Source organism: Agarivorans gilvus (genome assembly GCF_001420915.1).
In the GTDB taxonomy this organism is placed as follows: Bacteria; Pseudomonadota; Gammaproteobacteria; order Enterobacterales; family Celerinatantimonadaceae; genus Agarivorans; species Agarivorans gilvus.
Genome location: NZ_CP013021.1, coordinates 70,238 through 95,097 on the forward strand (window position 1 = coordinate 70,238; position 24,860 = coordinate 95,097).

Sequence of the window (24,860 nt, forward strand, 5' to 3'; positions counted from 1 at the left end):
TTAAAAAAAGGTAAGTCTTAATTACCTTTATTTCGGTAAGCGTAAGTGTCAGAAAAACGTGATAAAATCCAGTCGCCGGCAGTGATTTCCGGGTAGGGGCTAGCTTCGCCCTCGGCCAAACATGAGGCTAGGGTAGACACGGGCGTATCGAAATCGGGTTCCACAAAAAACGGCATCGAAAAGCGAGTCGCTTGTTCAGTTGGGCTAGTTACGCGATGTGCAGTTGACTGATAACAGTCGTTGGTCCAACGTTGCATTAGGTCGCCGATGTTCACCACGAAGCTGTTGGCTACTGGCGGAGCATCAAACCATTCGCCGTTGCGCCCACGCACTTGCAGGCCACCAATGTGGTCTTGATAAAGCAGGGTAATGCAACCGTAGTCGGTATGCGCGCCTGCGCCATTGCTGCTTTTTTGTTGCGGCGGATAGTGAATAAAGCGCAGTACGCTGATTGGATGCGTGAAATACTGGCTGAAAAAATTTTCCGCTTCGCCCAAGGCTAAGGCCATGGCTTTAAGAATATTTAGCCCAACTTGTAGACTCAGTTGGTAATGCTGCTGCACCAACTGTACAAAACCTTCGATATTGGGGTATTGGTTAGGCCCGTATAAGTCGGGACAACGTGCAACTTGTGGATGATAAGGGCTTAAGTCTAAGGCCATATCAAAGGTTTCTTTGTAATCTTTAGGGCCGTTGGGGTCGAGCTGTTCGGCACTAACTTGGCCCCAGCCGCGATGGTTGGCTGAGTCCTGAATACTGATTTTCTGTTTTTCTGCCTCATCTAAGGCAAATAATTTTCCTGCCATTTGCTGCACTTTGGCAAATTGTTCGGCAGGGATCCCGTGGCCGGTTACGTAGAAAAAGCCCGTATCGCGGCAGGCTTCATCGATAGCCTTAATAACGGGTTGCCACTGCTGGCGGTCCTCGCTGGCTAAGGGGCTAATATCGATGATGGGAAGGGTTAAACTCATCTAGGCTCTCCAGATTGGCCCAGCCTAAGCCGGGCCATTTATTCGGTATTACTGTTCTGCTTTACTTCGGAATGGTGGCGTCGATACCTTCTACGTACCACATTACACCAGCTAGCTCTTCGTCATCTAAGGTCTTACCTTCAGGAATAACGAGATTGCCTTGGTTGTCTTTTAAAGGACCTGTGAAGGGGTGGAACTCGCCAGATTTAATTTTTGCTTCGGTTTCAGCAATAGCGGTTTTCACATCTTCAGGTAGCGCAGGATTAACCGACACGATTTGTAGAATGTCTTCAGCAAAGCCACCCCAGTAATCTTCTGACTTCCAAGTGCCGTCCATGACTTCTTGTATGGTACGAATGTAGTGAGGAGCCCATACATCACGCACCGAGAACATGTGAGCTTTAGGCGCAAAGTGGCTCATGTCTGAGGCTTGACCTATACCCATTAAACCACGTTTTTCAGCGGCAATAAGCGGCGCAGGGCTGTCGGTGTGTTGCAGAATAATATCTACGCCCTGATCCATTAAGGCATTGGCTGCGTCAGCTTCTTTGCCTGGATCGTACCAAGTGTTTACCCAAACAATTTTGATTTTTACATCAGGGTTGACGCTTTTAGCACCTAGATACACCGAGTTAATATCGCGAATTACCTCAGGGATGGGGAAAGAGGCAATATAACCAATGGTATTGGTTTTGGTGCTCATGCCTGCGGCAACACCCGAAACATAGCGGCCTTCATAAGTACGTAATACGTAGGTAGATACGTTTTTACCACGCTTGTAACCGGTAGCGTGTTCAAAATGTACTTTAGGGAAGCGTTTGGCCACCTTGATGGTGGGGTTCATAAAACCAAAAGAAGTGGTAAAGATGAGATCGTGACCCGATTTAGCTAATTGGGTAATCACCCGTTCAGCATCCGCACCTTCAGGCACGTTTTCTACGAAGGTGGTTTCTACTTTGCCTTCAAAGTATTTTTCCATTTCGATACGGCCTTGGTCGTGCTCGTAACTCCATCCATGGTCACCGATGGGGCCTACGTAAACGAAGCCAACTTTAAGCGGCTCGTCAGCAGCCTGACTAAGCGGGGCAACTAAGCAGCTGACGGCAAATGCCGCTGCGCCGATCCATTTGTTTAATTTCATGAAGAACTCCATTTCTGTTTGAGCTGTAAATACTCGTTAAGTGTTAGCAAAAAGCTGGCCACTTGGTCATGTTTAATAGAATTAACTTAAACAGGGCCGACAATACAAGTTTTGTTGTATTTATTTATCATAATTGTTGTTACGCATTATGAGCAAATGTGGTGCGCACTGGTGCAAATCTACCAGTAACTGCACCAAAGTTAAGCATTGTTCGTTTATTTTTATTGTTTGCCAAGCATAGTCAATGTTGGCGAGATGTTGATAGCTTGTTGATTTTGAGCCATTAAAGATGGCTGCTGTTAGCGAGATTAGTCAAGTTTGGATTGGAGTTGGCAAGCAATTTGCGTTGTTAGTTGACTTAGTGGTCAGATTTTAGTGCCGCGAGTTAATTAACAAGGAGTGTTACATGAGCACCGAGCAAGAAGTATCAGGAACAACGGATTTACTTTATCAACTAGATGATAGGCCGCCGGTGGCCAAAGCATTTTTCGCAGGCTTACAGCATGTATTGGCCAGTTTTGTTGGGGTAATTACGCCTACATTAATCATTGGTGGCGTGCTGGGTTTAGGTGAACACATCCCTTACTTAATCAGCATGGCCTTGATTGTGTCCGGGGTCGGCACGTTTATTCAAGCGAAAAAAATTGGTCCCGTTGGCGCAGGAATGATTTGTGTTCAGGGCACCAGTTTTGCCTTTTTAGGCTCGGTATTAGCAGCAGGATTTCTAGCCAAAAGCCAAGGAGGCGGACCAGAAGAAATATTGTCGTTGATTTTTGGGGTGTGTTTTTTAGGCGCGTTTATCGAGATTTTCTTGTCGCAAGCCTTGAGCAAGATGAAGAGAATTATCACTCCCTTGGTTACCGGGATTGTGATTACCATTATCGGTATTTCTTTGATCAAAGTGGGGATGACTGATTTAGCGGGAGGCTTTAAGGCCCCTGATTTCGGTAGCTTACAAAATCTAGCCTTGGGCTTTACCGTATTAGTGGTGATTATTGCGTTGAACCGCTCGGCTAACCCATGGTTGCGTCTATCTTCGATTGTGATTGGCTTAATAGTGGGTATGGTGATCGCCATGTTCATGGGCAAAGTCGATTTCTCGTCTGTCGGCTCTCAGCCTTTGGTGAGTATACCGGTACCCTTTAAATATGGTTTTAGTTTTGACTGGGTGGCATTTTTGCCCATTGCCTTGATTTACTTTATTACCGCGATTGAATCGGCCGGTGATATTACGGCTAACTGTTCGGTGTCGAAGCAGCCAATTAAAGGAGAGGGCTATATTAAACGGGTGAGTAATGGCGTATTGGGCGATGGGGTTAACTCGTTGTTGGCCGCCACGTTCAATACTTTTCCTAACACTACGTTTAGCCAAAATAATGGGGTAATTCAGTTAACTGGCGTGGCCAGTCGCTACATTGGCTACTACATTGCGCTGATTTTGGTGGTATTGGGTTTGTTCCCGGTACTGGGGGCTGTTTTGCAACAGATCCCTAAACCTGTTCTAGGTGGTGCCACCTTGGTGATGTTTGGTACGGTGGCGGCTGCGGGTATTAAAATTATTGCTAGCGAAGAGCTTACCCGCCGTAAGCTGTTAATTATGGCGGTGTCTTTTGGTGTGGGCTTAGGTGTTACCTTGGTGCCAGACTTGCTACAACAGGCGCCAAAGTTGGTACAAAATGTATTTGGTTCTGCGGTGACTTCGGGCGGTTTAGTGGCTATTATCTTGAGTTTGCTACTTCCAGAAGACAAAGCAATGGTGGCGGCTGAACGAGAATCTTACGCTTACTCGAAACAAACAGCCAATTAACCGCTTGTATAAGCGCTTTGGCTTTGTAACAATGGCAGGCAGGTGCAAAGGGGCGCCTGCCCGCCAAGAGGAACTCACCCTTTATCATTTCAAATTAGTTAAGCACAAATAGTGTTTCTAAATGTTGTTTTGCGGGGAACAGCTAATTATTTAGGAGCATTAGCATGTTATCTGCTATTCAAGAATTAAAAATCCGCAGCAAAATTTTACTCAAGCGCAGCCAAGCTGCCGATTCTCCCCTAGTAAGTCTCAGTAAGGGCAAAGCCCCTCAACTTAAACACGCCTTATTATATACTGCGCGCCAAGTCGGGTTTCAGGACTGGCAACACGCGCAAAGCATATTAGCCTGCTCGCAGCCGCTGAATCAGCAGCAAGACTGTGGCAAATTTTGGTATGCCAAAGCTTGTGGTAGTTTATTAAATACTTGGTGTGCCAACTACGCCGAAGCCTTAGCGCAGCAAGCTATACAGGGAGGTATTATTTTGCCTTACAAAACTCAATATGTGTTGGCGACAGCCAGTTACATTGAGGCCTTAGGCTTATCAGCCGATGAACCCTTATGGCAAAGCCTTAAATATAACTGGTGTGAAGGGGACTCCGAGAGCCGACAAAGGCTGGCATATCAGCGCTTAATCGCCATGCAAAGCAACAATCAGTTTAGCTGTTAAGTGAAACCAGTGCTAATTCGCTAGTTCACAGGTACTATGCCTGTTTGAATGACCACAACACTGAAGCTGGCGAGTAAGGCTCGCCACCATCAACAGAGGCCCATATGTCTAAAAAAATCTATTGTATCGCCATGTTCAAACCTAAGCCGGGTAAACTCAATGACTTGTTTAAAGTATTGCAAGCACTGGAGCCCAATACCTTGCGTGAAGATGGCTGTTTGCAATATCGAGTGACTCGACAGATAGAGAACCCTTTTGCACAAGGCAGCGGCTATCCCATCGCTTTTCAAGAAATTTGGGCAGATAAGGCCAGCTTTGAGGCACACTGCCAACGTAAAGAAATCACAGACTTTTTTCAAAGCCAGTGTGTCGCAGAAAGTGGCTTAGTAGAAGACTCCAATGTCTGCGTATATAGTGATGAAGCCGAAGACTTTGATGCGCCAGTGATTGGCTAAATGTAAAAGCTTAAGCAAGGCTTAGCGCTTTATACATGATGTAGCAGTCGACCATGCCCAATTGGGGATGCTGGTAACCTTTAGGAATAGTGCCAATGGTGGTGAACCCCAGCTTGTGCCACAGCCTTACCGCCGCATGATTGCTAGATACCACCGAATTAAATTGCATGGCTGTAAAGCCATGCTTTTGTGCCTCAATCTGAGAATGTTCACACATTTTCCGAGCAATGCCTTGGCCACGCGCTGCTTCGCTGACCATATAACCACAATTACAAATATGTTTACCTGGGCCCATGGCGTTGGCCTTAAGATAATAGCTGCCTAGTATTTCACCATCTTGTTCAAAGACATAGCTGAGCAGCGGTAGCTCACACCATAGCTGGTAGGCCTTCTCTAAGCTCATGTCGGGCTCAAAGGCGTAACTCTGTTGAGCGTGAATGATAGCCTTAAAACTGGGCCAAAAGGCAGCAAAATCGGCGTGGGTCATGGCTCTTATCACTCTCACTTTCCTTGTTTGTTTTAAACAAAGCCCAGTTTAACCAATTATTTACAGTAAGTGGAAACCTCATTTATGCTGTTGTTGCTGACGCTTGCTTCAATCAAGGTTTACAATCAGGCGTTTTGTTATTGCTGTGTTTATTGGGTGAGGGAGAGTAAGTGCAAAAGATTCTGGTAAGTTCATGTTTATTAGGCAATAAAGTGAGATATAACGCGGGCTGTTTATCTTTGCAACGCGCCGATCTTGATTGGTTGGAAACGCATTGTGAGCTGGTGGTGTTTTGCCCAGAACAGTCTGCCGGTTTACCCACTCCAAGAGCGCCTGCAGAGATCGTTCAAGGGCAGGGCATAGATGTACTGCAAGGCCGTGCCCAGGTATTAAATAATGATGGCAGTGATGTTACTCAGCCCTTTATTCTTGGTGCTGAAAAAACACTAACAATCTGCCAAAGCCTAGCCATTAAATATGCTTTACTTGCCGAGGGAAGCCCATCTTGCGGTAGCACTGTTATATATGATGGCAGCTTTAGCGGCAACAAGGTGAAAGGGGCTGGCGTTACTGCCGCCTTGTTAGAGCAGGCGGGCATTCAAGTATTTAACCAATATTCTATATCGCAGTTAAAAGCTGCTCTTGCGGCGAATGCTTAGGGTTTTTAGCGATGGCCTTTGGTCTTGCTAGCCCAAGCTTGCTTGTTGTTGGGCAAACAATACAAAGCTGTCGCTCATACTCATGCCTAGGTCTTGATGCTCGTAACTGTTGAGTAGGGCGTGATAGCCCTCTTTTCCTGCTAGGGTGTAGGCTGAAGAAACGCCTCGATAGTGGCGTTGTGGATCTAGCGGCTGCCAGCCCGCATCGCTATGTAATTCGATTTGAGTTACGCGTTGGCCCTGTTTTGCGTCTGGCTCATAGTGATAACGCAGCTTGTAAAAATACGGAAAGCTGCCATCGCCGGTGCCTTGTACGCCATTGTTGGTGGCATTGTTAATGGCGCCTTCGATTAATGGCGCAAGGTATTTCCCTTCAAGTTGATAACTCACAATGGCGATTTCAAAGGGCAATAAACGGCCACAGATATCGGCTTTGGTGAGAGGGCCAGCCTTGAGCGATACCCTTACCCCCCTGCGTTATGCAAGGCAAAATCGGTGGGGCGAGTGGCCGCAGCGGCTTGATAAAAGCCTTGGCATACCAAGGGGATATTTCGCTGCCTTGAGGCAGTAGTTTAGTGGGGAGCCGAGTATGCGCTAAGGGGCGAGCGACTTGGCAAATTACTTGCTGGCGCATGGCGTCTATGGCAGGACGATAATCTTGACTGATGATCTCTTGTATCTGTTGATCTTCTGCTTGATATCGCAGGCCTTCACTTTGGGCTAAATACTCGGCGATGCGCGCCTTGATTTTGCCGCTAACTAAGCTGTCATTTTGTCGAGCATGCCATTGTTTACCCAGCAGAAATTGCACGCCTCCCTCAAATTTAACTACCTTGCCGTCAGCGGTAAATTCTAAGCGAGATAAGCCTATCGATTCGGCATGTTTACCGGCATGTAAAATTAGGCAGCCTTGCTGCCATAGCTGGCCCATTGCACTTTCGGGAAGGCCTAAGTGGCGAAACTCACCACTTAAAGTATGTGAGTGGCCACCAACAATGACACTTATGCCAGGCACGGCTTTAGCTAAGGCCACATCGCCCTGATAACCCAAGTGGCTCAACACAATAATGTGTTTAATGTCTTGCTGGTGTAAATGCTCAACGGTGGCTTGGGTGCAGCTAATCGCATCGATGAATTGGCAGTCGGGATCGGGACAACCAATGTTGTGCATTTGGTCGTGGGTGATGCCGATAATCGCCAGTTTTACGCCTTCAGCTAGATCTTTTAGTAGGTAGCTAGCCCGTTGCTGCTCGGCTTGATAGGGGTAGAGGTTGTTATGGTTGGAGAGCGGTAAGGTTTTGCGCTGATCTTCCATGGATAAATCCATGTTTCCCGCCAGAACCGGAAAGCTAACCTGATCAATAAACTGAGAGATCGGCGCATTACCTAAATCAAATTCATGATTGCCAATGGTCATGGCATCGGGAGCCATTAATTCTAGCAGGCGGGCATTTGCCTTTCCTTTATATTGGCTGAAGTACAAACTGCCTTGAAAGCTGTCCCCTGCGTGCAGAAGCAGGCTTGGGCAGCCCTGTTGTTGGGCTTGTTTACGTTGTTGTTTAATTGCGCTAGCCAAGCGTGCGTAACCGCCACAATGCGCATCTATTTGATAATGTTCACCATCTAGCTGGATATGAAAGTGCAGCAAAGAGGCATCAAAATGGGAGTGGGTATCGTTGATGTGGGCGAGGTACAGCGGGTAAGTCATTGGCTCTCCAGTTGTTGAGCTGGCATGATAACGAGTTTAGTGCTTGGCTTAAATAGAAGGCCTTTATTTGGTTATTCTGACCAAGGCTAAAAAGCCCCTCAAATGAGGGGCTTTAATAGTCATGATGGTTTAGTGACGTCGCGAATCAAAGGGTTTGGCTAGGCTCATCGGCGCCGCCAATTTTTGACGAATTGGATTGGAGCTAATCAACACCATCACCACAATGGTGGCAATATAAGGCATCATCGCCAATAGGTTAGGTGAAATGGTGAAGCCAATGCCTTGCATCACCAAGTGCAGAATAGAGGCTACGCCAAACAAGTAAGCACCTACCATTAGGTAGCCCACGCGCCATGAGGCAAATACCACTAACGATAGGGCTATCCAGCCGCGTCCAGCGGTCATATTTTCCATCCACATTGGGGTGTAAGACAACGACATATACGCGCCAGCTAAACCGGCAAAGGCGCCGCCAGTTAAAATGGCTAAGTAGCGTACTTTAATCACTTTAATACCGAGGGCGTTAGCTGAGTAGGGGTTTTCTCCCACCGCGCGCAGGGTTAAACCGATGCGGGTTTTGTTAACTATCCACCAACACAGCGCTACTAGGCCAAAGCTGCCATAGACTAACAAGTCGTGATTAAACAGCAGTGGGCCAAGTAGCGGAATATCACTAAACAGTGGAATGGCAATCGCTTTGAAGCCTTCTACGGTTGAGCCCACTAAACCGGCACCGAGGAAGGCGCTAAGGCCAGTACCAAAAATGGTTAGCGCTAAACCAGTGGCCACCTGATTAGTATTAAGGTTGAGCGACAAAATGCCGAAAATACCCGCCATCATCATGCCAGCTAAAATCGCTAATAATAGCCCCACGGCTAGGCTGCCAGAGAAATACGCGCCAGCAAAACCAGCCATGGCACCCATCAACATCATGCCTTCTTGGCCTAGGTTGAGTACGCCCGATTTTTCACAGATTAATTCGCCTAACGCCACCAATAATAGCGGTGTTCCGGTTTTAATTGCTGCCACTAGAATTTGTTGTAACAGTTCCATGTCCATTTTAAGCGGCTCCTTGCTTGGTATCACTGGAAGAGGCTTGAGCAGGGTTAGCGCTTGCTTGCCAAATAATTTTGTAATGAATGAGGTAGTCACAGGCGAGTAAGAAGAACAACAATACCCCTTGGAATAGGCCGGTAATCGCGGTAGGAATACCCAAATCAATTTGCGCTAAATCACTACCCATATACAGTGTGCCCATGAAAAACGCGGCGAAGATAATGCCAAAGGGATTAAGTCGACCCAAGTAGGCCACGATGATCGCGGCGTAGCCATAACCCGGCGATACCTGAGGGATTAGCTGGCCAATTGGGCCTGTTACTTCCGACACCCCAGCTAGGCCTGCCAAAGCACCAGCGCTGAGCATCACGCTCCAAATAATAAATTTACTGGAGTAACCGGCGTAGCGCGCTGCGGGTTGGTCTGAACCAAATACCCGCAATTGAAAGCCTGGTAGCGTGCGGTACAAAATAATGCCCGAGCCGATGGCGAAGACTATCGCCAATAGTATGCTGATTGAAGCACGCCCTTCTTCCATAATGGTGGGCAGCAATACCGAGTCGGCAAATACCGCCGATTCAGGAAAACCAAACCCATCGGGGTCGATTAATGGCCCGTGTACGCCCCACAACAGCAGATATAAACCAATGTAGTTGAGCATGATGGTAGTAAGAATAATGTTAGTGTGGAATAGCTGGTGTAGTAGGGTAGGAATGCCCGCCCAGACCATGCCAGCTGCAGCACCTGCTGCTAGGGTGACGACTAACCACATATAGCCGCTTTGGTCATTGGCTTGTAAGGCCACATAACTGCCCACTAAGGCGCCAACCAATAACTGACCTTCGGCGCCAATATTCCAGATGTTGGCTTTGTAGCACAAGGCCAAACCGGTAGCACAGAGTAACAGCGGCGTGGTTTTTACCATTAGTTCGCCCAAGTTATAACTGTCGCTAAGAGGGGCGATAATAAATACTCGAAAAGCGTCGGCAGGGTTAATCTCTAGCGCTATAAACATTAAGCTGGACACTATCATGGTGAGTACAATAGCGATGAGCGGCGATAACCAAGACATCAGCTTGGATGACTCTAAACGCGCTTGGGTTTTAAACATGCTCTGGCTCCTCTTCAGTAAAGCCACCGGCGATCCACTTACCGATTTCTTCAATGTTGGTTTGCTCGGTGTGTACCGTAGCAGAGAGTTGCCCTTCATAGAGTGCAGCGATGCGATCTGAAATCATAAATAACTCGTCAATGTCTTCCGATACCACCAAAATGGCAGCGCCTTTATCGCGCAGTTCAATCAGCTGGCGGTGAATGGCACTGGCCGCACCAATATCTACCCCCCAAGTGGGGTGGGCGCAGATCAGTACTTCGGGGTTTTGGTCGACTTCACGACCAATAATAAATTTTTGCAGGTTCCCTCCTGACAAGCTTTTGGCTTGTGAGTGGGCGTTATGGCATTTCACATCGTTGAGGTGAATGATGGACTTGGCCAGTTCTACTACCTTGTGCGGCAGGATCAGCCCTTTTTTCACCAAACCTTTGCGGGCACTGGTGAGCAAGGTATTGTCGGCCAAACTCATTTCGGGCACTGCACCTTGGCCTAGGCGGTCGGTGGGAACATAACTCATACCTAATAAGCGGCGCTCGCCAGCGTTGCGTTTTGCTACTTTGTGGCCATGCATTAAAATTGCACCCGCATCGGCACGGGTATCTTCGCCACTGAGCGCTTCAAGTAGGTCTTCTTGGCCATTACCTGCGACACCGGCAATGCCTAAAATCTCGCCTTTGTGTAGGCTTAAATTCACGTTTTTCAGGCCAGTACCAAAGGGGTTGGTTGGCGGTACGCTGAGGTTTTTGGTCACCAGAACTTCGTCTGAACCAATGGTTTTATGGTAGCGCTCGGATAATACCGCTTCGCTGCCCACCATCATTCTGGCGATGGAGTCTGGGGTTTCCTTGGCGGGTACACATTCTCCACTCACTTTACCACCGCGAAGGATCACCGCGCGGTCACACAGTGCGGTGACTTCTTTTAGCTTATGGCTAATAAACAAAATACTGCAGCCTTCGCTGGCCAAAGTCCGTAATACCTTAAATAAGCCAGAGACCTCTTGAGGAGTGAGTACTGAGGTAGGCTCGTCAAGAATCAACAGTTTTACGTCTTGAATCAGGCAGCGCAGGATCTCTAAACGTTGCCGCTCACCAATACTGAGATTGTGTACATAGCGGTCTGGGTCTACTTTTAGCTCGTAATTGGCACTTAATTCGATGATTTTTGCCCGTAAACTGGCCGCATCGGTGGCAACGCCGGGGTCGAGGCTGAGTTCAATATTTTCTTGCACGGTGAGGGTTTCAAACACAGAAAAATGCTGAAATACCATACCGATACCCATGGCTCTGGCCATATTTGGAGAGCGGATCACCACTTCTTTTCCCTGCCACAGCAGGCTACCTTCGTCGGCTTGTACAACACCGTAGATCATCTTCACAAGAGTGGATTTTCCAGCGCCGTTTTCACCGAGCAGCGCTAAGATTTCGCCTTGCTTTAAGTCAAGGCTGACTTTGTCGTTGGCAATCACGCCAGGGTAGCGTTTAGTGACCTGCCATAACGACAACAAGCTCTGGTCGTGTTTCATGTTGAGTCCATTCATTTTTACGATAAAAAAACTTGGCTAGTTTACTGCATAAATCTGACCAAGTGTTCAAGTCCATGTGTAATGCATTTGTTAACAGTGCAAAGTAACTTATAGCGTCTTTTTTTGGTGCAAGATGGTGTTTATGCTGTTCCATTATGGTGCTTAATCACATCTTGGTGCAAAAATGAGTAAACACTAGTGATTCCACTATGAATCATGAATAATAACTTCAGTTATCATATCTGATACTTCAATGCCGACAAGGAGAATAAGTTAGCATGAATAAAGCGGTGGCAACACAAAGTGGGGCAATTAGAAAAAGAAATGAAAAGTTAATTTTAAAAGCGGCAACTAACGAGTTTGTGAAGCACGGCTATCAGGGTACATCTTTACAAGCGATTGCCGATCGCGCCGAACTGCCTAAAGCCAATATCTTGTATTACTTTAAATCAAAGCAGGGTTTATACCGCGCCCTGTTGGAAGATATACTGGCGCTATGGAATGACTCCTTCGCCAACACCACGCCCGAATCTGACCCTGCTATTACTATTAGTAGTTATATTCGTTCCAAAATGCGTTATAGCCGTAGCCATAAGAAAAGCTCTCGGATTTTTGCCATGGAAATCATTCAAGGCGCGCCCAACTTAAAAGAAAAGTTGAAGTTCCCATTGGTGGATTGGACTCAAAACAAATGTAGCCTGATTCAAGCCTGGATCGATCAAGGAAAAATTGCTCCGGTTGAACCGTTATCGCTATTGTTTTTAATATGGGGAACGACTCAATTTTACGCCGATTTTGATACTGAGATTAGAATGATTCATGGCCGCAGTTTATCAGCTGAAGAATTTGCCAAAGCCGAGCAAGATGTGATTAACATTGTGCTTAGAGGTTTAGGTTTGAGTTTAAACACCTAAGCAAACGGCGGTTTGTGTCGTTCCATCTTTGAGTACAATTCAAGTTCTTGAAATAGCCTAAGAACTCACGCACAAGTAGAAAAGGCAAGCCGCGGTGATAACTTGCTGTAACTGCCTTTTACCTCAAAGTTTGTTAGAGCACATGTAGCGCCTTTATCTCTGCTGTTGCGATGTGCTGGAAGGCGATTTCAGTAAGGGGAATAGCCTGAAAAGCACCGCCTTGCTTGAGAGCTGTCGCAGCGAAAAGTTAAATTGCTCAGCCTTGAATACCGTTACTACATCAACTGCAATGAGATGATTGCAACTCAACTTGCCGCTGTTGTTTTGGAGCATTGAGCCATTGAAGCTATTCTCTGGGTACTCGATGTCAGCTTGCTGGAAGACGCTGTCAGATATTCAAAAAACGCAGCTGTATACCAGACCCTTAGTTTAGGCTTTAGCAAAAATAGGAGTAAATATGGATATTGCGGTACTAACTTTTGAGGGATTTAATGAGCTAGATTCGTTTATAGCATCGGGCATTTTGAACCGAATGAAAGGTGCCGGTTGGAATGTGCAAATAACAAGTCCATCTAAGTATGTTACGTCCATGAATGGAGTTACTATTCAATCTCAACAAGCGCTAGAATTTGCTAATCATGCAAACGTTGTATTATTTGGCAGTGGTATTCATACCCGTGATATTGCCCAAGACCGAGGCATACTAGCAAGGCTGAAGCTTAATCCCGATACTCAGTTAATTGGTGGCCAGTGTTCAGGTACATTGTTGATGGCTGTATTGGGTTTGTTGCATCAAGTGCCAGCTTGTACCGATTTAACAACGAAACCTTGGGTTATTGAGTCAGGCGTTACAGTTTTAGAGCAGCCTTTTTACGCTAAAGGAAATCTTGCAACTGCGGGTGGGTGTTTGTCATCAAAGTACTTGGCTGCGTGGGTTATTAGTAAGCTATCAGGTCGGGCAGAAGCCGAATCGGCAATTCATTATGTTGCACCAGTTGGTGAAAAAGAAAGCACCGTTCAACACTGTATGTCGGTTGTAGGTGCTTACCTATAGCTTGGTCCATATAAGGTGTTTAAGAGTGAATTCTGCTGTTAGCGCTCTCAGCTCAATGTGAAATTAGTGTTACTGCTGCAATGGATTAGCTAAGGTGTTTGCCTTACTCGCAGCTTAAGCAGGCATTTGGTAAATCGACAGTTATGAGTCAAAGAATTATTGAAGTTGTTGATTATCGGCAGCAATGGCGGGAAGATTTTGTCAGAGAAAAACAGCTAATCAGCTCAGTTTTAACAACAACCAATATTAATGCGATACATCATATCGGTAGTACGTCGGTTGAAGGCTTATGTGCCAAACCCATTATCGACATTCTTTTGGAAGTGAAAAGTCTAGACGTTTTAGATGACCAATCTGAAGAGATGGTTTCTCTGGGGTATGTTGTTAAGGGCGAATTTGGTATTCAAGGCCGTCGTTATTTCCAAAAAGGCGGAATACAGCGAACTCATCAGGTTCATGCGTTCTTAGCTAACTCTCCGGAGGCTACAAGGCATCTCGCATTTCGTGACTATTTAAGGGCTTTTCCTGATGTCGCACTCAAATATGGCGAAATAAAAAGGGCGGGAGCAGCTATTTGTAACCATGACATAGATGTTTACATTGATTATAAAAATAGTTTTATACAAGAATACGAAGCTAAAGCAGTAAGGTGGCAAAGCGAGCTAACCAATCGCATCCGTTGACCCAAGTACATACCATAAATTTTTACAACTGTGTTTAGCGCTACCATGGAGTAATTGATATTGAAGGAAGTTGAAGCGTTTTGGGTTAATTCTTTCACCCAGAATGGAACCGGTGGAAATCCTGCTGGCGTGGTGCTACATGCCGACCACTTATCCAACGACGAAAGATTACAAATAGCCCAAGCTGTTGGTTATTCTGAAACTGCATTTGTATCTCGCGATGACGAGGTCGATTTTGCGCTGGCTTTCTTCACGGTAACCGGCGAAGTTGATTTTTGTGGGCACGCCACCTTAGCTGCGTTTTCAACAATGTATCAAGCGGGCATCATAACCGAAGGTTCATATCGCCAAAGAACTAAAGCAGGAATACTTGCGGTAACCATAGAGGCAAATGGTCATATAGTTATGGAGCAGAAGCTACCTGAGTATCGCGGAGCGTTTAGTTATGAGCAGATATCAGCCTTAATTGGGCTGGATTCGATAATACTTGAGTCTACTCAGTTACCGATCGAGGTCATTTCAACAGGCTTAGCAGACATGATAGTGCCTGTGCCATATGGGTATCTCGATAGCATACAAGTGAATCAAAATTTAACCAGTGACTTCTGTAAAAAGTATGATGTTGTCAGTATTCACGCTTTTGAATTGAGCGATCAAACCAGCATGCTGACAGCAAGTTGTCGTAACTTTGCTCCATTGTTTGGTATTCCTGAGGAGTCTGCGACAGGGAGTGCCAGTGGTGCCTTAGCCTGTTACTTAAGCAAACACCTAAGTCGCACACATTTGAATAACTTTACTTTTGAGCAAGGTCGGGCAATGGAATGTGTTTCAAAAATTACAGCGTCGGTTGAGTCTAGCGAGCTGGGTATAACTAAGGTGAGCGTTGGTGGTTTTGCTCATAACGTTGGTAGGCAAACCATCCATTTACAATAAGCATTTAAGAGTGATTCTCAATGCTGGGTATTTGGGTCTTCACCTTGGGTTTGTATTTGCGGTGTAATGGTTTAGGGACGGCGCCGTTCCGAGTAAGCAACCGTCATAGTGACTTTTTATACAAGGAGGCGACGGTGCAAATTTGTCAATCTAACCGTTTGATTGTGCGACGGCTGGTGCCTGAGGACGTTTTTGTATTGACCGACATTCTTAGTGACCCAGACGTGATGAAGTACTCGATTCGCGGCGTTTGCGACGAGGTCGCCACTCGTCATTTTATTGAATGGTGTTTAGCTTGTTATCAATCACATGGCGTTGGGCCATGGGCTCTTATCGATAAAAAATCTTCTGAACTGATTGGTTTCTGCGGTGTTGGCCCAGAATCGGTCGGCGGTGTTGAGGAAATCAGTCTTGGTTACCGACTGGCGAAGAATTATTGGAATAAAGGTTTTGCATCTGAGGCTGCTAAGGCCGTTATCAAGTATGTTTTCGATAATCGCTTATTTGACTCAGTGGTCGCTATTATAGAGCCAGAGCATGTCGCATCGCTGAAGGTGGCTGAGAAGGCGGGGTTTTCTTGTTTTAATGTAGTAGAGTTTCATGGGCGTCCAGTGAGACTATATCGACTGACTAAACAACAATGGAAAACAAAAAACATGCACGCAACAAGCCGGTGAGAGCTGGTGTAATGCAAAATTAAATCACTACCGGAGTACCCATGACAAGCCATTTCGACATTATCGGAGCCCCCTTCAATCAACTGGGTTTTGTGACAAGCCAAGAAAACACGGTTGATGGGTTACGACGAATGAACGAAATATCATCGGTAGGTCTTACCGATTGGATCCAAATCAGAAATGATAGATGGGGCGCTGATATTATTGACCAAGGGGATGTGGAAGTCAGCGATGAAGTTCATGATTTGATTTCCAAAGGTAACAAAGATGAAGCCTTGCGAATTTATTCTAGCCACCTCAAGGAGCAAGTATTGGGGAGTTATATGAATAATCGCGTCCCCATTATCATCGGCGGTGACCATTCGATAGCGGTAGGTACAATTCAAGCTGCGTTAAGCCATTACCAAAAAAATCGAGGTGAAAAAATTGCGATTGTTTGGGTAGATGCTCACGCTGATTGCAACAACACTCTCGACAGCAATTTGCACGGCAAGCCCTTGGCATTGTTAATGAATCAATATGCTCATAATGGCTGGTCTGTTCCTTCTGATGTCGCGTTAAAGCCTCAAGATGTGTTTTATGTGGGGCTTAGAGATTTAATGCTCTGTGAGTACGAACTTATTGAAAGACTTAATATAACCAACTTCGACATGATGTGTATCGAGCAGAAAGGCTTTAATACTGTAGTTGGCACCTTAATGGAAAGATTAGAGAACGAGTATGACGGTATTTACCTGTCATTTGATTATGATGCCTTAGATGGTTCTCTATTCCGTGCATGTGCGACGCCTAATGTTGGTGGTTTAACTGCGAGAGAATCGTTGTATTTAGTTCATTCAATTGCTTCGAGTGACAAGTTTATTGGAGCTGAGTTTGTTGAATATCTCCCCGAGCGCGACAGCAGCGGTGCATCAAAGGAGCTAATGATTAAACTTATCGATGCCGTCTGGGGCTTTAAGTCCTAGATGCGTGTAACAAATTGCTTAAGTTTTTAGCTAACGCTTAGTATGCTTGTCTTCGCCTTGGGTTTGTATTTGCGGTGTAATGGTTTAGCTTGAGTGGCGGTATTGCTCAACGCTTACCGCTGCATTAAATAATTACTGGAATGTTCAGTGCTATTAATTCGAGAAATGACCATTTCTGATTACCAAGAAGTAATCAGTCTTTGGAGGCGTTCACAAGGGATGACTCTTCGAGATGCCGATTCCAAGGAAAATATTGAAGCCTACTTGGCCCGCAATCAGGGTTTGAGCTTTGTTGCTGTTGACAGCAATGTTATTGTTGCCGCCGTGCTTGCGGGCACGGATGGGCGTAGAGGTTACTTACAACATTTAACGGTATCCTTAGGTCACCAATCAAAAGGCATTGGGCGTCAATTAGTTGAGAGTGTTGTATGTGCTTTGGACCGTTATGGAATATCGAAAACTCATCTTTTTGTGCATCACAGCAACAATAATGCTCAGCAGTTTTATCAGAAAATGGGATGGTTTCCCCGAGATGAGGTACGAATGTTTTCCTACAACTCATCGTTAAATGTGGAAGTGTAATTGGCCAAAGCCATAGTCCCCAAGATGCTGGTGGGTTGCTAACGAAAAACATCTTTTGTCTTGGTAGGCCAAGAACCCATTTCTCTACTGGTTCATTGATGTTTAGGCCGTTTAGACCTTGTTTTTTATTGCGGTGTAACTGGTTACGAAAAGTGGGCCAAGCTATAGCGTACCTACCGTATAGCTTGGCCCAAACTTAAGTTTCTTTGTCTAGCTCAATTTACTCTAAGCGCTGTCTAATTTGTTGTTCATAGGCTTGCCTATGGATCACACCAATAAGTGTTGTTTTGAGCTAGTAAGGTTGACGCAGAGCTTAGTTCGCTGCTGTAACTGGGCTAGGCTTGGCTTTTTTCGCGAATAGGCCACCCGCTACGATGCCGCAAAGCCCCACTACCATAAAAATAATGCCCTTGGTTTTAGCTTGCTCGATGGCACTGCTCACGCCTAGTTCTTGTATTAGCTCGTTACTGGCTCCGCCAAGTAGTGTTTCTGGCGCTTCAGTTTGTTGCTGTGCTTCTATAGCGTCCATGATTTGTCGGCCACCAACTAACAGCACAATGGCACCAATCACAATCAGTGCAATACCAATGATTTTTTGCGTTTTTATTCTTATCTCTTTTATTTGTGAATCGTTACCCCTACGGTAACGAGGCTGATTATAGGCTAAGGGCAATATTTTAAGTTTATATAAGAATATGTTTTTCATAACTTTAATGTAAATGAAAGGCTTGCTTATGCGGCGCGTTGTTGGGCTGAATATTTACCGTTTGGCGATGTTCGAGCCTACATCGTAAGTTTTGCTTTAAGTGTGGTTACCTGCTCATTAAGTTGACTAGCTCAACAAATTATTGGTGTTTCATTAAATTTTTATCAATTGGCGTGAATGCAGCAAATTTATCTGGCTAGGGTGGCTTAATCAAGTGTTAAATGGCTCGTTAGTTATTGAATTGTTAAGTGAAATCAGTTGAACTACAAGTTGCCACTAGGCTGAGTGGCGAATTATATGGATTTACAGGAGGTAGATTTGTCACAACTAGCTGATGAACCGCGTATTTGGATAGCCAACCCTATGGCAGTATTTAGTGGCGCGATGAGTGGGGAAGACACAGAGCGAGATTGCCGAGGTGGGGTGGTGGTGCAAGGGACACGCATTGTGGAATGTGTCGCAGGCGGCCAACAAGCGAGTCTATCAGTCGATCAAATTGTCGATGCTAGCGATGCGGTATTACTGCCGGGCTTGATTAATACCCACCACCATTTTTATCAAACCTTGACCCGTTGTGTGCCTTCGGCGATCAACCAAGAGCTATTTCCATGGTTGCAAAGTCTTTATCCGATATGGAGTGGTTTGAGTGATAAGCACATTGAGGCCGCGACCGAGTTGGCCTGCTGGGAGTTAATGCTAAGTGGTTGCTCAACGGTGGCCGATCATCATTATGTTTTTAATCAAGGTTTGAGTGAGGCCATTGATATTCAAGCCGAGGTGGTAGGACGCTTGGGGTTAAGAGCTACCTTAACTCGTGGCAGCATGAGTTTGTCACAAAAAGATGGCGGTTTGCCGCCTGATTCGGTGGTGCAAACCGAGCAGCAAATCTTAGATGACAGCCTGCGTTTAGCCCAGCGTTACCACGACGCAGCCGAGGGAAGCATGCTGCAATTGGCCTTGGCACCTTGTTCTCCATTTTCGGTAACTGAAGATTTAATGCGTGAAACGGCGATATTGGCGAAGCAACAAGGCTTGCGCTTGCATACCCATCTTGCCGAGACCATCGATGAAAATGAGTTTTGTGTGCGCAAGTTAGGCATGCGTCCGGTTGATTATTTAGAGCACTGTGATTGGATGGGGCCGCAAACTTGGCTAGCTCATGGCATTCATTTTAATTTGGAAGAGATCCAGCGCTTGGGGCAGCATCAAGTGGGCATTGCTCATTGTCCTACCTCAAATATGTTGCTGGCTTCGGGAATTTGTCCCACCCTAGACTTGGCTGCCGCGGGTTGTAAAGTCGGTTTAGCGGTAGACGGCTCAGCCTCTAACGACGGCTCGAATATGGTTCAGGAATTGCGCCACTCCTTGTTGCAGCAGCGCTTGCGTTATGGTGCCAGTAAGATTACCCATCAGCAGGTTCTGCATTGGGCTACTCAAGGTAGTGCTGAGGTACTAGGGCGTCAAGACATTGGGGTATTAGCGCCCGGTAAACAGGCTGATTTGGCCTTGTATAAGTTAGATGAGTTGCGCTTTTCTGGTAGTCATGACCCGCTAGCGGCCATCGTATTATGTGGTGCTAGCGAGGTAAGTAAGTTAATGGTGGCGGGGAAGTGGGTGATAGAAGATCCCCAGCAAACTCGTGAGCAGTTAAATGAGTTAATCAGTCGTCATCAACAATTGGCCAAGCAATTACTCGCTTAAGCCAGTATTAGATGAGCAGTAAAGCCGTTGCCATGGGCTTTACTGCATGTGTTTAGTTTTCTAAGAGTTCATGGTCTTTCGGTAATTGGTTGGCCAGCCATATCACCAGTTTATGGCGCATTTCTGGTCCGCTTTGCTTGTCTTTCGGCAGCGGGGTAATGCGCTTGTCTTCGGCTAAAAGCATGTACAAGGCTTCCACTTTGTCTTTTTCCGAAATGCCGGGAGGAAATTTGGCGAAGCCACGTTGTAGTGCGTATACCTCGCCGATCTGAATGGCTTTTTTGAGCAACTGTGCTTCATGCTTGAATTTTTTCACTAAGGGCCTCACTGCTTCGAATTTTTCTCAACATACGGTAAAGCTCGTTGTATTCATAGGGCTGAGTTCACTAAAAGCTAAAAGTAATCTGAAAAACAAAATATTAGCGCTTAACGAATAATTATTGAACGACACATGCTGAAAAATTAACCATGGCTTATTGGCGCTTAATAAAACGCGAGCTGGCGCAATAAGCTGGTTAGTTTTTGCGGCTATCTTAATTCAGGATAAACAATTTAGGAGCAAGCAAATGTTTAAAGTGACTAAGGTAGCGGAGAACCGCCTTGATATTGCGTTTGGTGGCAAGTTAGATAGCGACGAAATGAAAGCGGCTTTGGATGAATTGCAACAACAGGCCGAAGGAATAGAAGATGGCGTGATGTTATACCGGATTGAAGATTTTGCCATGCCCACTTTAAGTGCCATGGCGGTAGAATTTACTCGTTTGCCGGAGATGTTTGCAATGATTCGATGTTTTAGGAAGGCGGCGGTACTGTGTGATAAGCAATGGGTGCAAACCATTAGTGAGTTAGAGGGTAAATTGATCCCTGGTTTAAGCATTAAAGCTTTCGATATGGACCAGCAACAAGATGCAGAGCGTTGGCTGCGTAGTTAACTGTTGCCTTAGCCAGAAGCCTGCTAGGCTTGAAGCAAGTGTTGCCAAATTAATGGGGCTATATATGAAAAGGATAAACGCTGTTTGCTTAACTGCAGTGGGTTTGGGTTGCATGCTGGGGTCTGCTTGGGCCAGTGTGGCCACAATAGTCGCAGTGGAAATGACCGAGCAAGCGCCGCAGAGCTGGCAAGTTGCTGTGTCTGTACTGCATGATGATAGCGGTTGGGAGCACTATGCCGATAAGTGGCGAGTGCTTGATCCGCAGGGGCGGGTTCTGGCTGAACGGGTCTTGCTCCATCCCCATGTAGAGGAACAACCTTTTACCCGTAGTCTGGATTCGGTAGTGATTCCTGAAACCATTGGGGTGGTTTATATCGAGGTACATGATACTCAAAGCGCTTGGGCTTCGCAGCGTGTAGAGCTGGACTTATCGCAAGCTAAGCAAGCTACTGTTAAGTGGGAAATGCCCAAATAGTTGTTGCACGACTGGGCCAAAAGAAAGGCTTCCACAGAGGAAGCCTTTTTAACGCGAGTCTTTAACTCATCGTGGTTTAGCTGGGTAAGGGTTTAAATGCTGCCGAGCTGTTGAGCTCTTTGCGCCGTTCAGCCATTACCGTTAACAAGCGTTGTAAGGCGATAAAGCCGAACAGTAAGATGCCAACAATAATTTTGGTCCACCACGAACTTAAGGTGCCATCGAAGGTGATATAAGTTTGAATCAAACCTTGAATTAATACCCCAAACATCGAACCAAATACCGTACCCACTCCGCCAGAAAGCAGCGTACCGCCAATCACCACAGCAGCGATAGCATCTAACTCCACGCCTATGCCCGCCAAGGGGTAACCCGCTGAGGTATAAATGGAAAAGACGATCCCCGCGCAGGTGGCCAAGAAGGTAGATAACATATAAATACCAATGGTGGTGCGGCGAACCGGCACGCCCATTAAACCGGCTGAGTTAGCGTTGCCGCCAATGGCATACACGTTGTTACCAAAGCGGGTACGGTGGGCTAATAACATGCCCAAGGCCACAATCACTAACATGATGACCGCCATTAAACTCAGCCTACCGCCGCCCCAGATATGCCATACGGTGCGCGACAATTCCTTAAAGAAGGGATGTTGAATAGGAATGGATTGCTCGGAGAGTAAAAAGCTACTGCCGCGGAGGAAGAACATGCCCGCCAGTGTCACGATGAAGGCGGGGATCTTCAGGGTATCGATGATCCAGCCCATAAAACCACCAAACAGCATGCCCATCACCAATACAATCATTATGGCCAGTTGCGGCGCCACTCCCCAGTCGCCAATCATTTTAGCTAGGAATACCCCTGTGAAGGCAATCACCGAGCCCACCGATAGGTCAATCCCTCCAGACAGAATAACGAAGGTCATGCCCACTGCCAAAATGCCCAAAAAGGCGTTATCGGTGAGAATGTTACAAATCACACGAGTGCTAAGAAAAGCAGGGAACTCCATGGCACAAAAGATGTAACCGAGCAGGAACACCCCAATAGTAATGAATAAAGGAAAGTTACGTTTGATCATGATTTTTGCTTCCCTTTGATGAGTTTAATAACCGCAGGTGATTGCATTACCAGCACCAGCAAGACCACAATCGACTTAACAATATGGTTCCACTGAGGTTGGTAGCCAGAGAGAAGAATACCGGTGTTAATACTTTGAATAATGAAGGCGCCAACTAACGCAAGTAGTAAGTTGAAGCGGCCACCCATTAATGAGGTGCCTCCAATAACCACCGCCAAAATGGCATCCATCTCTAACCATAACCCGGCATTATTGGCGTCGGCGCCTTTGATGTCTGCGGCGACTACAATACCCGCGAGTGCCGCCATTAAACCGCTAATCGCGTAAACACTCATCACAATGGCAGGAGTATTGATTCCGGCGTTTTTCGCGGCCTTAATGTTAATGCCTACCGATTCAATAAATAGCCCAAGGGCGGTTTTCTTGGTTAAACACCAAATACAGATGGCGGCGATAATCAGCAATACAATGGGCGTAGGGAGCAATAAGAAAGAACCGCTGCCAAACCACGACAAAATATCATTATTAAAGGTTACGATTTGTCCTTGGGTTATTAGTTGGGCAATGCCGCGACCAGCCACCATTAAGATCAGTGTGGCCACAATCGGCTGGATCTTAAACACGGCCACCAATAAACCGTTCCATAAACCACAGACCACACCAGAGAGCAGGGCGCACATTAGGATGATGCCGGGCGAGTAATCTTGCGAGGCCATGCTCGCCAATACTGCGCCACTGATTGCCATCACCGCACCCACTGAAAGGTCGATGCCTCCGGTTGCAATCACTAAGGTCATACCAATGGTGAGCAGTGCTACTGGGGCACCGCGGTTAAAAATATCAATCACGCTGCCAAACAAGCGACCATCTTGAATATGAATAGAAAAGAAGTTGTCGGCAATAATCGCATTAATTAAAAATAACAGTAGTAAGGCGGCCACCTGCGGCGCGCCTTTGGGTAGAGTAAATTTGCGTTTATTAGCAAGCTTGACTGGGGTAGAGGTATTATATGCTGTCATTTGAGTCTCACATCGCTATCGCTTGCATAATGGCGGGAACAGACAGATCTTCCGTGGGAATTTCTGCCACCTGTTTTCGGTCACGTAGCACAATGACTCGGTCGGCATAGCCTACTAGTTCTTCCAACTCTGACGATATTACTAACAAGGCAAGTCCATTGGCGCACAAGGATTCAATTAAACGAATAATCTCGGCATGGGCGCCTACGTCAATACCGCGGGTGGGCTCATCTAGAATGAGAAACTTAGGTTTGGTGAGTAGCCAGCGCGCCAACAGAACTTTTTGCTGGTTACCACCAGAAAGGAACTCGATGGGTTGTTCGATATTGGGGGTTTTAATGTCCAGTTGTTTAATGAAACGCGCCGATACTTCTTCTTGCTCGGTGCGTGATAAGGGCTTAAACCAACCTCGTTGTGCTTGCAGTGCCAAAATAATATTTTCACGCACCGAGGCTGCACCAATAATACCGTCGGTTTTGCGGTCTTCGGGGCAAAAGCCAAAGCCCATCAAGGAGGCCTGACGTGCTGATTTGATTTTTACCGGCCGGCCTTTGAGTTTACAAGTTCCTCTGTCGTTAGGGTCAATGCCAAAGATTACTTTCGCGGTTTCGGTTCGACCAGAACCCAATAGACCAGCTAAGCCAACAATTTCGCCAGCGTGCACTTTTAAGTTGAAGGGTACGATACTGCCTTTTTTACCGTAGTCATTAAATTCAACTACCGCTTGGTCACTTAATTTGGTTTTACCTGCACGTTTTAGCGCATTGTCTTCTAGCTCTCGACCTAACATTAGCTTGATTAATTCGATTTGTGGTAGCTGCTTAGTCTCATGAGTTCCCACTAATTGACCATTGCGCAATACGGTGATGCGGTCGCTTACCTCGTAAACTTGGTCGAGGAAGTGAGTAATAAACACTAGACTGACGCCTTTATCTCTCAGGTCTCGCATGATGCCAAATAGCATTTTCACTTCACCACTGTCTAAACTGGCGGTGGGTTCGTCGAGGATTAATATCTTGGCTGATAAAGAAATAGCCCGCGCGATGGAGATAACCTGCTGAATAGCGACTGAAAAATTGTTGAGTGCTTGAGTAACATCTAAGTTAAGGCCGTAACTTTTAACGATGGCTTCGGCTTGTTTAGCCATGGCTTTACGGTCAACTAAACCCCATTTTTTAGGTTCGTTGCCAATGAAGAGATTGTCCATGACCGACATATTAGGTAGTAGATTTACTTCTTGGTAAACCGTACCTATGCCTAATTGTTGGGCATGGGCGGTATTTTGTGGAGAAATGAGTTCCCCTTCGAGAAAAATATCGCCGTGATCGCGTTGATATACGCCGGTTAGCGTTTTTACTAGGGTAGATTTACCTGCGCCATTCTCCCCGAGCAAAGCCATGATCTCGCCTTTTCTTAAAGAAAAATCGACATTTTGTAAGGCTTTTACACCAGGGAAGTGCTTGCTCACTCCCTTGGCGCTTAAAATAGTTTGGGTACCGTCACTGGTTGAAGACATAAAAACTCCGCCAGCCTCTCAGCGAATAAATCACACC

The 24,860-nt window shown here is 46.2% G+C and carries 27 protein-coding genes; 14 read left to right on the plus strand and 13 right to left on the minus strand.

All coding sequences use genetic code 11. From position 1 onward, the window contains the following. Positions 1-17: 17 nt before the first annotated feature. Positions 18-971, minus strand: a complete 954-nt coding sequence (locus AR383_RS00410; RefSeq protein WP_055731333.1) for an isopenicillin N synthase family dioxygenase — start codon at positions 969-971, stop codon at positions 18-20. Between the two features lie 61 nt (positions 972-1,032). Further along, positions 1,033-2,112 carry a BMP family ABC transporter substrate-binding protein gene (locus tag AR383_RS00415; RefSeq protein WP_055731334.1) on the minus strand — a complete coding sequence of 360 codons (1,080 nt, stop codon included), beginning with the start codon at positions 2,110-2,112 and terminating at the stop codon, positions 1,033-1,035. A 406-nt stretch (positions 2,113-2,518) separates the two neighbouring features. Between AR383_RS00415 and AR383_RS00420 the strand changes: the two genes are divergently transcribed. The 3 genes from AR383_RS00420 (at position 2,519) to AR383_RS00430 (ending at position 5,042) form a co-directional block, all read left to right on the plus strand. Beyond that, entirely contained in the window at positions 2,519-3,919 is a 1,401-nt protein-coding gene (locus AR383_RS00420) for a uracil-xanthine permease family protein (protein ID WP_055731335.1), read from the plus strand. A 164-nt stretch (positions 3,920-4,083) separates the two neighbouring features. Continuing rightward, positions 4,084-4,587 carry a hypothetical protein gene (locus tag AR383_RS00425; RefSeq protein ID WP_055731336.1) on the plus strand — a complete coding sequence of 168 codons (504 nt, stop codon included), beginning with the start codon at positions 4,084-4,086 and terminating at the stop codon, positions 4,585-4,587. A gap of 104 nt (positions 4,588-4,691) precedes the next feature. Next, the gene (locus AR383_RS00430; protein WP_055731337.1) at positions 4,692-5,042 is read left to right on the plus strand and encodes a putative quinol monooxygenase; all 351 of its coding nucleotides are present in this window, start codon (positions 4,692-4,694) and stop codon (positions 5,040-5,042) included. A 10-nt stretch (positions 5,043-5,052) separates the two neighbouring features. Here the strand turns inward: AR383_RS00430 and AR383_RS00435 are convergent, their stop codons facing one another. Continuing rightward, complete coding sequence (locus tag AR383_RS00435) at positions 5,053-5,541, minus strand: GNAT family N-acetyltransferase (protein ID WP_055731338.1); 489 nt, start codon at positions 5,539-5,541, stop codon at positions 5,053-5,055. Between the two features lie 158 nt (positions 5,542-5,699). Between AR383_RS00435 and AR383_RS00440 the strand changes: the two genes are divergently transcribed. Continuing rightward, positions 5,700-6,188, plus strand: coding sequence for a 2-thiouracil desulfurase family protein (locus AR383_RS00440; RefSeq protein WP_055731339.1), 489 nt, complete (start codon positions 5,700-5,702; stop codon positions 6,186-6,188). 27 nt (positions 6,189-6,215) lie between these two features. Here the strand turns inward: AR383_RS00440 and AR383_RS00445 are convergent, their stop codons facing one another. The 5 genes from AR383_RS00445 to AR383_RS00465 form a co-directional block, all read right to left on the minus strand. Next, complete coding sequence (locus AR383_RS00445; RefSeq protein WP_055731340.1) at positions 6,216-6,599, minus strand: 5'-nucleotidase C-terminal domain-containing protein; 384 nt, start codon at positions 6,597-6,599, stop codon at positions 6,216-6,218. Then, the gene (locus AR383_RS00450) at positions 6,589-7,896 is read right to left on the minus strand and encodes a bifunctional metallophosphatase/5'-nucleotidase (protein WP_055731341.1); all 1,308 of its coding nucleotides are present in this window, start codon (positions 7,894-7,896) and stop codon (positions 6,589-6,591) included. Before AR383_RS00450 ends, AR383_RS00445 begins: the two co-directional genes overlap by 11 nt. A 129-nt stretch (positions 7,897-8,025) precedes the next feature. After that, positions 8,026-8,955, minus strand: coding sequence for an ABC transporter permease (locus AR383_RS00455; protein ID WP_055731342.1), 930 nt, complete (start codon positions 8,953-8,955; stop codon positions 8,026-8,028). 1 nt (position 8,956) lies between these two features. Next, positions 8,957-10,063, minus strand: coding sequence for an ABC transporter permease (locus AR383_RS00460; RefSeq protein WP_055731343.1), 1,107 nt, complete (start codon positions 10,061-10,063; stop codon positions 8,957-8,959). After that, the gene (locus AR383_RS00465) at positions 10,056-11,591 is read right to left on the minus strand and encodes an ABC transporter ATP-binding protein (protein WP_055731344.1); all 1,536 of its coding nucleotides are present in this window, start codon (positions 11,589-11,591) and stop codon (positions 10,056-10,058) included. The genes AR383_RS00460 and AR383_RS00465 overlap by 8 nt, the downstream gene beginning before the upstream one ends. Positions 11,592-11,869: 278 nt before the next feature. On the opposite strand from AR383_RS00465, the gene AR383_RS00470 reads away from it, so the two are divergent. From AR383_RS00470 to AR383_RS00500, 7 genes are all read left to right on the plus strand, one after another. Beyond that, entirely contained in the window at positions 11,870-12,505 is a 636-nt protein-coding gene (locus AR383_RS00470) for a TetR/AcrR family transcriptional regulator (protein ID WP_055731345.1), read from the plus strand. 457 nt (positions 12,506-12,962) lie between these two features. After that, a complete protein-coding gene (locus AR383_RS00475) occupies positions 12,963-13,559 on the plus strand; it encodes a DJ-1/PfpI family protein (protein WP_055731346.1) in 597 nt (198 codons plus the stop codon). A 143-nt stretch (positions 13,560-13,702) separates the two neighbouring features. After that, on the plus strand, positions 13,703-14,242 hold the full coding sequence (locus tag AR383_RS00480) for a GrpB family protein (RefSeq protein WP_055731347.1): 540 nt from the start codon (positions 13,703-13,705) through the stop codon (positions 14,240-14,242). A 60-nt stretch (positions 14,243-14,302) separates the two neighbouring features. Further along, positions 14,303-15,175, plus strand: coding sequence for a PhzF family phenazine biosynthesis protein (locus AR383_RS00485; protein WP_055731348.1), 873 nt, complete (start codon positions 14,303-14,305; stop codon positions 15,173-15,175). Between the two features lie 134 nt (positions 15,176-15,309). Beyond that, positions 15,310-15,852 carry a GNAT family N-acetyltransferase gene (locus AR383_RS00490; protein WP_055731349.1) on the plus strand — a complete coding sequence of 181 codons (543 nt, stop codon included), beginning with the start codon at positions 15,310-15,312 and terminating at the stop codon, positions 15,850-15,852. A gap of 41 nt (positions 15,853-15,893) precedes the next feature. After that, entirely contained in the window at positions 15,894-16,817 is a 924-nt protein-coding gene (locus AR383_RS00495; protein WP_055731350.1) for an arginase family protein, read from the plus strand. A gap of 147 nt (positions 16,818-16,964) precedes the next feature. Beyond that, on the plus strand, positions 16,965-17,399 hold the full coding sequence (locus AR383_RS00500) for a GNAT family N-acetyltransferase (protein ID WP_055731351.1): 435 nt from the start codon (positions 16,965-16,967) through the stop codon (positions 17,397-17,399). A 313-nt stretch (positions 17,400-17,712) separates the two neighbouring features. On the opposite strand, the gene AR383_RS00505 is transcribed toward AR383_RS00500, so the two are convergent. Further along, positions 17,713-18,105 (minus strand): hypothetical protein, encoded by a 393-nt coding sequence (locus AR383_RS00505; protein ID WP_055731352.1) that lies wholly within the window; start codon positions 18,103-18,105, stop codon positions 17,713-17,715. Between the two features lie 318 nt (positions 18,106-18,423). Between AR383_RS00505 and AR383_RS00510 the strand changes: the two genes are divergently transcribed. After that, entirely contained in the window at positions 18,424-19,806 is a 1,383-nt protein-coding gene (locus tag AR383_RS00510; RefSeq protein ID WP_257720931.1) for an 8-oxoguanine deaminase, read from the plus strand. A gap of 52 nt (positions 19,807-19,858) precedes the next feature. Here AR383_RS00510 and AR383_RS00515 read toward each other — a convergent pair whose 3' ends face one another. Next, positions 19,859-20,122, minus strand: coding sequence for a DUF5062 family protein (locus AR383_RS00515; RefSeq protein WP_055731354.1), 264 nt, complete (start codon positions 20,120-20,122; stop codon positions 19,859-19,861). Between the two features lie 250 nt (positions 20,123-20,372). On the opposite strand from AR383_RS00515, the gene AR383_RS00520 reads away from it, so the two are divergent. Together AR383_RS00520 and AR383_RS00525 are read left to right on the plus strand one after the other, a co-directional pair. Next, positions 20,373-20,738 carry a SpoIIAA family protein gene (locus AR383_RS00520; protein ID WP_055731355.1) on the plus strand — a complete coding sequence of 122 codons (366 nt, stop codon included), beginning with the start codon at positions 20,373-20,375 and terminating at the stop codon, positions 20,736-20,738. A gap of 64 nt (positions 20,739-20,802) precedes the next feature. After that, the gene (locus AR383_RS00525) at positions 20,803-21,213 is read left to right on the plus strand and encodes a hypothetical protein (RefSeq protein WP_188407512.1); all 411 of its coding nucleotides are present in this window, start codon (positions 20,803-20,805) and stop codon (positions 21,211-21,213) included. Between the two features lie 76 nt (positions 21,214-21,289). Here the strand turns inward: AR383_RS00525 and yjfF are convergent, their stop codons facing one another. From yjfF to ytfR, 3 genes are read right to left on the minus strand one after another with little or no spacing between them, the layout of a single operon-like run. After that, complete coding sequence (gene yjfF / locus AR383_RS00530) at positions 21,290-22,288, minus strand: galactofuranose ABC transporter, permease protein YjfF (protein WP_055731356.1); 999 nt, start codon at positions 22,286-22,288, stop codon at positions 21,290-21,292. Next, positions 22,285-23,307: a galactofuranose ABC transporter, ATP-binding protein YtfT gene (gene ytfT, locus AR383_RS00535; RefSeq protein ID WP_055731357.1), complete on the minus strand. Its 1,023-nt coding sequence runs from the start codon at positions 23,305-23,307 to the stop codon at positions 22,285-22,287. Before ytfT ends, yjfF begins: the two co-directional genes overlap by 4 nt. A 7-nt stretch (positions 23,308-23,314) precedes the next feature. Continuing rightward, on the minus strand, positions 23,315-24,823 hold the full coding sequence (gene ytfR / locus AR383_RS00540; protein WP_055731358.1) for a galactofuranose ABC transporter, ATP-binding protein YtfR: 1,509 nt from the start codon (positions 24,821-24,823) through the stop codon (positions 23,315-23,317). Between the last annotated feature and the right edge of the window lie 37 nt (positions 24,824-24,860).